Origin of the sequence: Dyella sp. 333MFSha (genome assembly GCF_900102405.1) — a bacterium.
GTDB lineage: Bacteria > Pseudomonadota > Gammaproteobacteria > Xanthomonadales > Rhodanobacteraceae > Luteibacter > Luteibacter mycovicinus.
In genome coordinates this window covers 45,614-58,044 of record NZ_FNBR01000006.1, presented here as the reverse complement: position 1 = coordinate 58,044, position 12,431 = coordinate 45,614, and the positions used below count along the sequence as shown (strand labels likewise).

The 12,431-nt window shown below is 66.6% G+C and carries 13 protein-coding genes; 5 read left to right on the top strand and 8 right to left on the bottom strand.

Annotation, left to right across the window (positions count from 1 at the left end):
• Window positions 1-13 precede the first annotated feature (13 nt).
• From BLT40_RS17875 to BLT40_RS17865, 3 genes are read left to right on the top strand one after another with little or no spacing between them, the layout of a single operon-like run.
• Window positions 14-571, top strand: a complete 558-nt coding sequence (locus BLT40_RS17875) for an N-acetylmuramoyl-L-alanine amidase (protein WP_090355399.1) — start codon at window positions 14-16, stop codon at window positions 569-571.
• A gap of 51 nt (window positions 572-622) precedes the next feature.
• Window positions 623-1,489 (top strand): acyl-CoA thioesterase, encoded by an 867-nt coding sequence (locus BLT40_RS17870; protein ID WP_036114381.1) that lies wholly within the window; start codon window positions 623-625, stop codon window positions 1,487-1,489.
• 4 nt (window positions 1,490-1,493) lie between these two features.
• The gene (locus BLT40_RS17865; protein ID WP_090355396.1) at window positions 1,494-2,384 is read left to right on the top strand and encodes a LysR family transcriptional regulator; all 891 of its coding nucleotides are present in this window, start codon (window positions 1,494-1,496) and stop codon (window positions 2,382-2,384) included.
• On the opposite strand, the gene BLT40_RS17860 is transcribed toward BLT40_RS17865, so the two are convergent.
• The 8 genes from BLT40_RS17860 to BLT40_RS17825 form a co-directional block, all read right to left on the bottom strand.
• Window positions 2,359-3,594, bottom strand: a complete 1,236-nt coding sequence (locus tag BLT40_RS17860; protein WP_255364060.1) for an MFS transporter — start codon at window positions 3,592-3,594, stop codon at window positions 2,359-2,361. The genes BLT40_RS17865 and BLT40_RS17860 overlap by 26 nt on opposite strands.
• Window positions 3,595-3,748: 154 nt before the next feature.
• Window positions 3,749-4,210, bottom strand: a complete 462-nt coding sequence (locus BLT40_RS17855; RefSeq protein WP_090355393.1) for a hypothetical protein — start codon at window positions 4,208-4,210, stop codon at window positions 3,749-3,751.
• Between the two features lie 52 nt (window positions 4,211-4,262).
• Window positions 4,263-5,240 (bottom strand): multidrug resistance efflux transporter family protein, encoded by a 978-nt coding sequence (locus tag BLT40_RS17850; RefSeq protein ID WP_090355390.1) that lies wholly within the window; start codon window positions 5,238-5,240, stop codon window positions 4,263-4,265.
• 52 nt (window positions 5,241-5,292) lie between these two features.
• Window positions 5,293-5,634: a hypothetical protein gene (locus BLT40_RS17845; RefSeq protein WP_051943766.1), complete on the bottom strand. Its 342-nt coding sequence runs from the start codon at window positions 5,632-5,634 to the stop codon at window positions 5,293-5,295.
• A gap of 64 nt (window positions 5,635-5,698) precedes the next feature.
• Window positions 5,699-6,046, bottom strand: coding sequence for a hypothetical protein (locus BLT40_RS17840; protein ID WP_043693146.1), 348 nt, complete (start codon window positions 6,044-6,046; stop codon window positions 5,699-5,701).
• A gap of 175 nt (window positions 6,047-6,221) precedes the next feature.
• Window positions 6,222-7,931, bottom strand: coding sequence for a single-stranded-DNA-specific exonuclease RecJ (gene recJ / locus BLT40_RS17835; RefSeq protein WP_090355386.1), 1,710 nt, complete (start codon window positions 7,929-7,931; stop codon window positions 6,222-6,224).
• The gene (locus tag BLT40_RS17830) at window positions 7,928-8,902 is read right to left on the bottom strand and encodes a hypothetical protein (RefSeq protein WP_090355383.1); all 975 of its coding nucleotides are present in this window, start codon (window positions 8,900-8,902) and stop codon (window positions 7,928-7,930) included. The genes recJ and BLT40_RS17830 overlap by 4 nt, the downstream gene beginning before the upstream one ends.
• A gap of 2 nt (window positions 8,903-8,904) precedes the next feature.
• Window positions 8,905-10,794 carry an ABC-F family ATP-binding cassette domain-containing protein gene (locus tag BLT40_RS17825; RefSeq protein WP_036114395.1) on the bottom strand — a complete coding sequence of 630 codons (1,890 nt, stop codon included), beginning with the start codon at window positions 10,792-10,794 and terminating at the stop codon, window positions 8,905-8,907.
• A 233-nt stretch (window positions 10,795-11,027) separates the two neighbouring features.
• Between BLT40_RS17825 and BLT40_RS17820 the strand changes: the two genes are divergently transcribed.
• Window positions 11,028-11,312 carry a hypothetical protein gene (locus tag BLT40_RS17820; RefSeq protein ID WP_255364065.1) on the top strand — a complete coding sequence of 95 codons (285 nt, stop codon included), beginning with the start codon at window positions 11,028-11,030 and terminating at the stop codon, window positions 11,310-11,312.
• A gap of 72 nt (window positions 11,313-11,384) precedes the next feature.
• Complete coding sequence (locus BLT40_RS17815) at window positions 11,385-12,422, top strand: agmatine deiminase family protein (RefSeq protein WP_090355754.1); 1,038 nt, start codon at window positions 11,385-11,387, stop codon at window positions 12,420-12,422.
• Window positions 12,423-12,431 lie beyond the last annotated feature (9 nt).

Sequence of the window (12,431 nt, the reverse complement as noted above, 5' to 3'; positions counted from 1 at the left end):
TTATCAAAGCGCCATGATCGACATACTTTACGCCCCCCTGCCCTATGAACGTCTGCTCCCCGAGCGGGCGCCCGACACCGTCGACCTGGTGGTCATCCACTGCACCGAGCTGCCCGACCTGGCCATGGCCCGGGAATACGGCGAGCGCGTGCTGTACGAAGATCGCGGCACCGGCGCCAGCGGGCACTACTACATCGATCGCGACGGCTCGATCCTCTGCTACGTCGACCCGAACCGCGTCGCCAATCACACCCGCGGCTACAACCCGCGATCGATCGGTATCGAACTGGTCAACCTCGGCCGGTACCCGGACTGGTTCCACTCGGCGAAGCAGGAAATGACCGAGCCCTACCCGCCCGAGCAGATCGCCGCCCTGCGCGACCTGCTAGACGAACTGGTCGTCCGTTTCCCGTCGCTGCGCCACATCGCTGGCCACGAAGACCTCGATACCGCGCTGGTGCCGGCCAGCGACGATGAGGAAAACAGCGTGTCCCGCAAGCGCGATCCGGGCCCGCAATTCCCGTGGTCGCGCGCGTACGACGCCGGCCGTCTGGGACGGCTCGAAGGCTGAGGCCCGTTATACTTTCCGACCATGTCGCCACCCCGCACACCAGGTAACCCCATGACGGACAACCACGTCGGCGAACTCGTCGAGCTGCTCGAGCTCGAACGTCTCGAAGACAACCTCTTCCGCGGCCAGAGCCGGGACATCGGCACCAAATTCGTCTTCGGCGGCCAGGTGCTGGGCCAGGCGCTGTCCGCCGCTCAGCGCACCGTGGACCCGAGCCGGGAGGCCCACTCGCTGCACGCCTACTTCCTGCGTGCCGGCGACATCAACGCTCCGATCGTCTACAGCGTCGAGCGCACACGCGACGGTGGTTCGTTCTCGGCCCGCCGCGTCGTCGCCATCCAGCACGGCCAGCCCATCCTCAACGGCTCCATCTCGTTTCAGGTGCCGGAGACCGGCTACGAACACCAGATGTCGATGCCCGAGGTTCCCGCGCCGGAAGACGTCGAGCCCATGCCGGCGATGACCGCCGAACAGCTCAGCCGTCTGCCGGAGAAAACCCAGCGCTGGCTCGGCATCGACGGGCCTTTCGAGTTCCGCCACGTCTGGCCGCGCGACGAACTGCGTCCGGCCAAGCGCCCGCCTTATCAGCACATCTGGTTTCGCCTGACCGCGCCGATCGGGGACGCGCTCGGCCTGCACCAGGCCTTGCTCGCCTATGCCTCGGACTTCCATCTGATCGGCACCGCCACCCTGCCCCACGGGATCTCTTACCTGACGCGCAACATGCAGATGGCGAGCCTGGATCACGCGCTGTGGTTCCATCGCCCGTTCCGCATCGACGACTGGCTGCTCTACTCCTTCGACAGCCCGACGTCGCAGGGAGCACGCGGCCTGGCACGCGGCATGATCTACACACGCGACGGCGTGCTCGTGGCTTCCACCGCGCAGGAAGGCCTGATCCGCGTCCGTCCGGACTGACCCCATGAGCATCGAGCTGCGGCATCTGCGCTACTTCATCGCCGTCGCCGACGAGCTCCATTTCAGCCGCGCCGCCGAGCGGCTGGGCATGTCCCAGCCGCCGCTCAGTCAGCAGATCCGCGATCTGGAGACCATGCTGGGCCTGCGACTGCTGCGCCGTACCAACCGCCGCGTCGAGCTGACCGACGCAGGCCGGGTTTACCTGGATGCCGCCCGCGACATCGTCACGCGCGTCGACGACGCCGCCGACATGGCGCGTCGTGCCGAGCGCGGCGAGATCGGCGAACTGCATGTCGCCTTCACCCGTTCCACGCCGCTCATCGAGAAATTTCCTCAGGCCATCCGCGCGTTTCGCGATGCGTATCCCGCCGTGCGGCTGGTGCTCGTCGAGCGGAACACGCTGCAGCAGGTCGAATGCCTGCTCGACGATCGCCAGCAGATCGGTTTGCTTCGCGGCGGCAAGCTGCCCGCCCCGCTGGTTTCGCACAAACTCGTCGACGACCCGCTGGTAGCCGTGCTTCGTGCGGACCATCCCCTGGCGAAGCGCGAACGTCGCAAGCTGCGCATGGAAGAACTCGCCGACGAACGGTTCGTGGTGTTCAGCCGTGCCGCCGGTACCGGCGTACACGATCAGTTGCTGACGATGTGTCGCAACGCGGGCTTCGCGCCGCGCATCGCACAGGAAGCCGGTGAATCATCGACCATGATCGGCCTCGTCGCCGCGGGCATGGGCGTCGCCGTGTTGCCTGACTCCCTGCGCCACGTCCGCGTCGACGGCGTCGCCTATGTCGCCATCGATTCGCCTGACGCGGCGAGCGCGATCCACGTCACGCATCGCCGCGACGACACCTCGCCGCTGGTCAGAGCCTTTACGAAGCTGATGCTGAAGGCGTGAGCGTGCGCAGCTTCAAGGCGATGGCGAGGCCACCGAGCACGAGCAAAGCCGCGTAAGCCGCCACACCGTTCCAGCCGCCATGCGTCCAGGCAAGACCGCCGAGCGATCCGGCGATGCTCGAACCCATGTAGTACGAAAACAGATAAAAGGACGAGGCGTGCGCCTTGGCATACACCGCGCGCCTGCCTACCCAGCTGCTGGCGATCGAGTGCCCACCGAAGAAACCGAAGGTCAGCATCGCGATACCGGCGACGATGGCCCACAGCGATGAGCTCGCGGTCAACGCCACGCCTGCCAGCATGATCACGAAGGTCGTCCAGAGCACATGGCGACGTCCCAGCTTGCCAGCCAGTGAGCCCATCCACGCCGAGCTGCCTACGCCGATCAGGTACACCATGAAGATCGCACCCACGTGCGACTGCGACAGTGAGAACGGCGGCGCAAGCAGGCGATACGACACGTAGTTGTAGATCGTGACGAAGGCGCCCATCAGCAGGAAGCCCTCAGCGAACAGCCACGGCAGACCCTTGTCGCGCCACAGCGAACCGAACGACGCGAGCAACGCACGCGGATGGGCGCGACGCTTCTCGAAATGCACGGAGGCGGGCAGCCCGCGGAATACGAGATACGACGCAAGGAGACCAAGCACGCCGATCACCGCCACGGCGACACGCCACGACGAATGATCCGCGGCGAAACCGGAGATCAGTCGCCCACCCATGCCGCCAATGGCGTTACCGCCGATGTAGAGACCCATCGCGAAGCCCAGCGAATCGCCGTGAATCTCCTCACTCACATACGTCATGGCGACCGCGGGTAGCCCTGCCAGCGTGATGCCGAGCAACGCTCGGATTACCAGGAACGAGCCCCAGGTCGGCGCCATGGCGGAAAGCAACACGAGAATCGACGAACCCAGCAACGACGCCAGCATGATCGGCTTGCGACCGAACGCATCCGAGATCGCCCCCGCGAACAACATGGCCACCGCCAGTACGCCGGTCGTCAGCGACAACGACAGACTGCTGCTCGCCGCGTCCACCCCGAACCCGTGAGAGAACGCGGGCATGAGCGGCTGGACGCAGTAGAGCAGGCCGAAGGTGGCGAAACCCGATGAGAACAAGGCCAGATTGGTGCGCCGGAATGCCGGCGTACCATGACGAATGCGTCGATCGACGATGACAGCCGACGCGGCGGGGGACGAGCCGTCCACGGGGACCTCCAGGGAATGAGCCATGGTGTTAAGGCTAGACCCTGAATTGAGTCGAATCGATACCGGAACGCGTCCGCTTCGATATGTCCTGCGTATCAATACGGGAGGGGCAGTACGGCGACCGCGTATCCGGCGACGCGCCAGCGCGCAGGCGCTAGCGCACTGCGGTGCCCGAAGCGGCACCGTCCCACTGCACCGCATCCGCGAGCTCCTGGTCGGTCAGCGCCAGAGAGCCGGATTCGGCCTCGGTTTTGACCGAGAGCACGTGCCCGTCGTTACGCGACAACTCGCGTGCCCCGGACGTCGCCATCGCATGCGCCCGCTCGTCATCGGACGACAGCAGCACCAGCAAGGTCTTCGAACCCGCGACGAAACGCACGCCGCTAGTCGCGCCTGATTTGGCGAGTGCGGCGGAGTCCAGCGGCACCGCGGTCACCTTCCCCGTCCAGCGCGGCGGTGCGACAAAGGTGTAACCGGCCGCCTCGTCACGCCAGGCAAAACGCTTCATAGGCTCAGCTGCCGGCGCGCGCTCGCCGTGGGTACCGGGAGGCGTCTGGGCGGCGGACGCGGCGACGCTGAAACCGAGCAGCAGGAAAGCGATAGCGACAGGTTTCATGGCATACCTCCGGACGATGGGAGCAGCGTACGCTTCCCGTGTCGCGATGGCGTCAAGCGCCCCGGTCGGCGGCGACGTCGTCCGGGGCGACGTGCCCGTCCCTGCCGCTGACCCAGGCAAACAAGGCGATGCCCACGATGATGGCGACCGCGCCGATGGCGGCCATCGGGCCCGGCACGGCTTCGTGCAGGAAGATCACGCCGATGACCGTCGCGAACAGCAGCTCGGCGGCCTGCATGGCTTCCACACCGGCCAGCGCGGTCGGCTGGCGGCCGACCATCTCGGTCGCGTGGAAAAACAGCACCGTCGCAATGACACCCGACGACAACGCCACGCCACCGGCCAGCCAGATCTCCCGCCAGGACGGCGGCCCGATGCTGAACCACGTAGCCACGGCAAGAAGAATCCAGAGCGGCCAGCTCGCCAGCGTCATCCCGAACACCCGTTGCACGGCACCGAGGCGTGTGCCGGTGCGTTCGAGATGCAACAGGATTTTCCGGTTGCCCAGCGGATAGGCGAAGGCAGCCAGGACGACCGCGCCGACGGCCAGCCACGCCGACGCGTCGAGCGATCCGCGGGCATTGCCGAACTGCAGCAACATCACGCCGATGACGATCAGGGCGCCGATCGACAAGGCGCCAACGTGCCAGCGGGCACGCTCATCGCGATAGATGAAGGGGGCAAGCAAGGGGCCGGCGAGGACGGTTGTCTGGAAACTTCCCGCCACCAGCCAGGACGGACCGCTGCTGGCCGCCCAGGTGAGCGGCAGGCCGAACAGCACGAAGCCGATGCTGCTCCACATGAGCCACGTGCGCGTATGCGAGCGAAGTTCGCGAGGAAGCGAGCCCAGCCCGCCTTGGAACGGGAGAACCACGGCGAGCAGGGGCAACGTGATCAGGTAGCGAAGAATCACCGCCCATTGCCAGTGCCCACCCCCACTGACGACGGCGCGGTTGAGGACATAGGTCAGCGTGAAGAACAGCGCGGAAAGCAGCGCGATCGCGACGGCCTGGAGTGCACGGGAACGCATGGTGGACCTTGATTCGAACGAGGTCCGAGTGTGCCAGTGATGGAAAGGCGCGTCAGCCCGCTTCGTTAAGCTCCAGAAACAACTCCTGCAACTCCCCGCCGATCGGCTTCCCGTCCACGCAAAGCGTCACGTCCCCCTCGATCCCGGAAACCGGGCAGCACCCGTCGACGATACCCAGCAGGTTAGCCGTCGTATCGATCATCGTATGGCAGATCACCTGGAGGAAGACCTCCTTGTTGTCCTCGTCCAGCCCGTTGAACAGTTCGAGCGCGCGCACCCAGTGCGGGTCCACCGCCATCTCCACGGGGGTGCTGCGGAACAGCTCGGAGTAGACCGCGAGGTTGTCGCGGACCACGGTGTTCTGGAGAGCGAGAACGAAACGCTCGGGGGACATGGGTGCCACCTGCTCGAAAGACGGGTTGGGGATGCACCCTATGTGTGGGGGACGGGGCCCTGGCTCAATAGTGCTCCCGCCCCTCCCGCCTCGGCCGGCGTGAAGCCGGCACATAGCCGGGCCAGATGGCGTCGTAGAAATACCGTTCCGCCTCGCTGGGTGGCCCGTAGGCCCGGACCGGCGGCGGGATCAGTTTCCGCAGCCGGGCCTCGTTATGTTCGGCCCAGCGCATCACCATGCGCTGCATGAGGGAGACGCCCCGTAGCGTCGCGCCCTGCCCGCCGCGAGGCCCGTAGCGCCAGCGGACCACCCAGCGGCCATCCTTCGGGCTGACCCGTGCGAAGGCCCGCGAGGTCCCTTCCAGGATCGCGTACTGCCGTTCGCCCATCTGTACCCAGTTCACCTTGGCCATGGGGCCGAGATTAAGTGGGGGTAGTCTCAGATATGTGGACGGGACGGCAGGTTTGCCTGAGGTTGTTCGGGCAAGTCGTTGAGTGCGCGAGGTCCCGGGTCGGTCTGCCGGAACATGGCGACGTGCTCTTCCGGTCGACGCAGCCAAAGGCAGGCACATGGTCGCGACGTTGCCGTCAAATCGCCTCGAGATGCGTCACCAGCAACCGAACGCTCTCCCTGCCCTGCCAGTCGTTGACGGACAGTTCATAGGCGACACGCATCCGCGCGGGTGGCGGCGTACCGTCGTAGCAGTTGAACATCACCGCATCCAGCGGTGCACCGCCCTGCGTGTGGCGCAGCTGCAAACGCAGATGCCGGCTGCCCATCGGCTTCCATGACGCGCACTCGAAGCGCGCCTCGAACACCGGCGGCGGAAACGCCTGCCCCCACGGCCCGGCGTGCCGAAGCTGCTTCGCCAGATCGAGGGTGTGGTCACGGTAGTCGAGTTCACCATCGGTATGCACGAGTGCCTGCAGATGATCGTCGTCGAGATGCTTGCGTGCGATCGCGTCGAACGCGGCGGCGAAGCGCTCGAAGTCGCGCGCCTGCATGCTCAGGCCTGCCGCCATCGCATGGCCGCCGAAGCGCAGGATCAGACCCGGATGCTTCGCGTCGATCTCGGCCAGCGCATCGCGGATGTGGAACCCGGGAATCGATCGTGCCGACCCCCGCAGCTCATCCGTGTCGTCGCCGGCCGGCGCGAACGCCAGCACGGGGCGATGCAGCTTCTCTTTCAACTTCGAGGCGACGAGACCGACGATGCCGGGATGCCAGCCTTCGTCGAACAACGCCACGCCCACCGCATCGACATGTTTCGCCAGCGAGACCATCCGCTCGGCTTCGTCGACCATGCCCGCCTGCATCTCGCGGCGTTCCTGATTGATGGCCGAAAGCTGTTCCGCGTAACGACGCGCGATGCCGACGTCGTCGGTGAGCAGACAGGCGACACCGAGCGACATGTCTTCCAGTCGACCGGCGGCGTTGAGGCGCGGGCCGATGGCGAATGCGAGATCGGTTGCGGCGATGGTCGACAGCGATCGGCCACTGGCTTCGATCAGCGCCGTGACCCCCGCGCATGCCTTGCCCGCGCGCATGCGCTTCAGGCCGGCTTCGACCAGTACGCGGTTATTGAAATCCAGCGGCACCAGATCGGCCACCGTGCCGAGCGCGACAAGATCGAGCAGCGCGCTCAGGTCGGGTTCGCCGTTCGGAAACCGCCCGGCGTCGCGCATCGATGCGCGTAGCGCCAGCAGCAGGTAGAACATGACGCCGACGCCTGCCAGGGCCTTGCTCGGAAAGCCGTCGCCATCGAGGTTGGGATTCACCATCGCGTCGGCATCGGGAAGCGTGTCGCCCGGCAGGTGATGGTCGGTGATCAGCACGCCGATGCCACGCGCTCGCGCGGCCGCGACACCGGCGACACTGGCCACGCCGTTATCGACGGTAACGATCAGGTCCGGTGACGGTTGCAACGATTCGACCAGCGCTTCGCTGAGGCCATAACCGTGGACGAAGCGATTGGGTACGACATGGGCGACGTGTTTCGCACCGAGCAGGTGGAGGCCGCGCACGGCGACCGCCGTGCCCGTCGCGCCATCGCAGTCGTAATCGCCGGCGACGACGATGCGCTTGTCGCTGGCGATGGCGTCCATCAGTACGGCGACGGCGCGATCCATGCCACCGAGCAGGCTGGGCGACAGGAGCCGTGCGAGGCGATGCTCGGCGCCGTCCGGGGTGCTTACGCCGCGTGCGGCGTAGATACGCTGGATCACGGGATGGATGTGCGCGGGCCAGCCGCTGGGTGCGGCGGTGGCGATGCGTTGTCGCCAGACGCGGGTGATCATGCCTTGCGCCAGAAGCGCAGGCGGTGGTTCTTCTTCAGGACCATGCGGAGGCCGTCGGCGAAGGCGAGGCGGAGTTCGGTGCCTTCGGTCAGCTGGGTTTCCAGGGCGGGCCACCAGGTCTGGTCGAAGTCGTGGGGCTGGGTGTCCTGGAGGTCCAGCAGGGTGTAGGGGGGGAGTGCTGCGTGGGTTTTGCTGTCGCCAGCACCCTTCGCCAGCAGGCTGGCTCCTACAGGAGCCGGCTTGGCTCCTGTGGGGAAGGCACTGCGGGCCTGGACGTCTACGTTGGCTTTGTGGCCGAGGGCCCAGGGGAGGAGGTCGTCGCTGTAGATGCGGCTGAGGCCGCATTCGACCCAGTCGGGGAGGACGCCGGCGCCCCACAGCCAGACGCTGTTGACGGGTGGCAGGTGGCGGGAAGCACGCGAGCGGTTGACCGGGTGGTTGTGCAGGACGACCTGCGCCTCGTTGATCAGGGCACGCCAGCGACGGCCGGCTTCGCCTTTAGGCAGTTGCTCGAACAGGTCGGCGCCGAGGGCTTCTTCCGGCTCAGGGAAGGCGGGTACGTCGATATAGCTGGGCAGACGCAGCTGCCAGTGCTGTGCGTCACCGACGTGCAGGCTCATGCCTTCCGCTTCGAAGGTCTCGGCCAGCGCGGCGACGAGGCTCGCGGACTCCTCCACCGTGAGGCCGAGGTTGCCGCAGGCGAGCAGCCGCGCCCCGCTCAGTTCGGGCTGCACCCAGGCGGGATCGGCGGACAACCACAGCGCGTCGCCCGCGTCGCCCGCGACCGACTGACGGATGACCGCCGCAGCCGGAAGTGCGCCGCCGGGCCAGCGGAAGTGCTCGGCCATCGCGACCATGTAACCGGGCAACGCCGCCGGCAACGTCGTGCCGCGCGCCAGCCAGGCGGCGAACGGCGCGATGTGGGCGAGTTTGTCGCGTCCCGGCAACAGGACGTTGAGGACGGCGGCCATGCTTACTCCTCGATCTGTTCCAGGATGCCGAGCCATTCGAGCTCGAGGGTTTCCTTTTCGCCGCGCAAGGCGGACTGCCGCTGGCTGAGCTTCATCATCTCCGCGGTCGGGCCGTCGTAGACCCTGGGGTCGGCGAGCTGGCTTTCGATCGCGGTGAGCTCCTTGTCCATCGTGGCGATGAGGGTCTCGATCTTCTTCACCCGGGCGCGCAGCGGCTTTTCCTTCTCGCGCTCTTCGGCGCTGAGCTTGCGCTTTTCCTTGGCCGAGGCCTGGATCGGCGCTTCCGGTGCGGCCGAGGCGACGGCGGCGGTCTTGCGCGTGGTGGCGCGCGTGCGCAGCCATTTGGCGTAATCGTCGAGATCGCCATCGAAGGCTTCGACATCGCCGTCGGCCACGCGCCAGAACTCGTCGCAGACCATGCCGAGCAGATGGCGGTCATGGGACACCAGCACCAGCGCACCGTCGAAGCCGGACAGCGCATCGGCCAGCGCTTCGCGCATGTCGAGGTCGAGATGGTTGGTCGGTTCGTCGAGCAGCAGCAGGTTCGGCTTGTCCCACGCGATCAGCGCAAGCGCGAGACGCGCGCGCTCGCCACCGGAGAACGCATCCACCGGCTCGAAGACGCGGTCGGCGGGGAAGTTCCACGTACCCAGGTAATCGCGCAATGCCTGCTGACCGGCGGTGGGCGCCTTTTCCTGCAGGTGATCGAACGCGCTCCAGCCTTCGTGCAGGCTTTCGACCGTGTGCTGGGCGAAGTAGCCGATCTTCATGTCCTTGTGGAAGGACCGCTCGCCCTTCAACGGTTCCAGTTCGCCGACCAGCGACTTCACCATCGTGGATTTACCGGCGCCGTTCGGACCGAGCAGGCCGATGCGGTCGCCCGACTCGAGACCGAAGGCGACGTCGCGCAACACCACGTGATCGCCGTAGCCCGCGTCGATGTGATCGAGCTGAAGCATCGACGTGGGCAGACGATCCGGCGCGGGGAATGAGAAGCTGAAGCTGCGCTCGGCGCGCACCGCTTCGGTACCGGCCAGCTTTTCAAGGCGCTTCATGCGCGACTGCGCCTGCTTGGCCTTGCTGGCCTTCGCCTTGAAGCGGTCGATGAAGGATTGCAGGTGAGCGCGCTCGGCCTGTTCGCGCACATGTGCGATCTGCTGCTGACGCAGATGCTCGGCACGCTGGCGTTCGAACGCGGTGTAGTTGCCGGTGTACAGCTTGGCCGTGCCGTCATGCAGATGCATGGTGTGCGAGATCACGCCGTCGAGGAATTCGCGATCGTGCGAGATGATCAACAGCGTGCCCGGGTAGCGGCGCAGCCATTCTTCCAGCCACAGCACCGCGTCCAGATCCAGATGGTTGGTCGGCTCATCGAGCAGCAGCAGATCGGACGGCGCCATCAGCGCGCGGGCCAGGTTGAGACGCACGCGCCAGCCACCGGAGAAGGAGGACACGGCGCGCTCGTGGGTTTCCGGACTGAAACCCAGGCCATGCATCAGGCGACCGGCGCGGGCACGTGCGTCGTAGCCGTTGAGTTCCTCGATGCGGTGGTTGGCCACGGCGGCGGCCTCGTAGTCTTCGCGGTCATAGGCCTCGGCTTCGGCCTTGAGCGCCGCGGCGACCTCGACGTCGCCACCCAGCACGTAGTCGATGGCGGGATCGGGCAGCGACGGAGTCTCCTGCGAGACGGACGCCAGCCGGACCCTGGAAGGCATGTCCAGCTCGCCCACCTCCGGCTCGAGCTCGCCCTTGAGCGCGGCGAACAGGGTGGATTTGCCACAGCCGTTACGGCCGATGACACCCAGGCTCCATCCACTCTGGATGGTGAGGTCCATCTGCGACAGCAGGGTGCGGCTGCCCCGGCGAAGGGCAAGATTGCGAAACGAGATCATGGATTGGGGAGACTGGCGGCTAGCGACCGTCCATGATAACTGCCCCGCCCTGCCCGCGTCCGGAAACGCGACGCAGCACACAGCCGTGAAGGCGACGCGGCGCGCCCCATGGCGTGGGTGAAGGCGATCTGTTAAAACGACGTCCTGCGCCGCATGGGGAGCGCGACGGAGCCATCATGAACACCTTCAAGCCTGTTTTCACCGCGATCGCCCTGGCGCTCGTGTCCGCCGCCATGGTCCCGGCCGCTCACGCGGGCGACAGCCTGCTGGTCAACCGCGTCCAGCAGGAGCAGGCCATGAACCTGCCCAGGAAGGGCATGAGCATGGCCCAGGTGGAACGCCAGTTCGGCGCGCCGACGTCCAGACTCGACTCGCGCGGCGGCGGCAGTGCGAAGCAGCCGGTCATCAACCGCTGGATGTACCCGGACTACATCGTCTATTTCGAGCGCAGCCACGTGGTCCACACGGTGCTGAATACGCCGGCCGGCAACAACCTGAATCCGCAAGCCGCCAGGTAATCGGCGGATTACAGCAGCGGTAACGAGGAAGCCCTACAATAGCCGGCTTCCTTTGCTGCCCCGTTGCCCGCCATGACCGACCGCACTTCGTATCGCCTGCCCGCCGAATGGGAGCCGCAGGCCGGCGTCCTGATCGCCTGGCCGCACGCGGATACCGACTGGGCCGACCGTCTGGCCGAGGTCGAGAGCACCTATGTGGCGCTGGCCGCCTCCGTGACCCGCTTCGAACCGCTGCACGTCATCGTCGCCGATGGCGAGTTGCGTGAACGCGCACGGCTGCTCACCGGGCAGGCCGGCGCCGACATGTCGCGCCTGCACTTCATCGAACTGCCCTACGACGATACCTGGCTGCGCGACTCCGGCCCGATCACGCTGACCGGCCCCGACGGTGTGCTGCTCAACGATTACCGTTTCACCGGCTGGGGCGGCAAGTTCGGCGCCGAGCAGGACGACGCGCTGATCTCCGGCCTGCTCGAGCGTGGCGTGCTGTCCGGTCTGCCGCACAAACGGATCGACTGGGCGCTGGAAGGCGGCGGCATCGAGAGCGACGGTCGCGGCACCATCCTCACCACGTGGAAGTGCCTCAACCAGCGTCACCCGGACCTGTCGCGCGAAACCATGACCGAAACGCTGTCCACCACGCTGCACGCCAACCGCGTGCTCTGGCTGGACCACGGTTACCTTGAAGGCGACGACACCGACGCCCATATCGACACGCTGGCCCGCTTCTCCGAAGACGGCGGCATCGTGTATCAGGCGTGCGACGACGCCAGCGATCCGCACTTCGAGGAACTGGGCCAGATGGCCTCGGAACTCGCCGAACTGCGCACCCCGGATGGCAACCCGTACCCGTTGCACCCGCTGCCCTGGGCGCAGCCGATCCTCGACGACGGTCGTCGACTGGCCGCGTCCTATGCGAACTACCTGATCGTCAACGGCGCGGTGCTCGTGCCGGCGTATGGCGATCCGGCGGACGCGGAAGCGGCGCGGATCATCGGCCTCGCCCATCCGGGCCGCGAGATCGTCCAGGTACCTTGCCGTCCGTTGATCTGGCAGAACGGCAGCCTGCATTGCATCACCATGCAGCTGCCCGCCGCCATCGCCAAGTAAGGAAGAAGT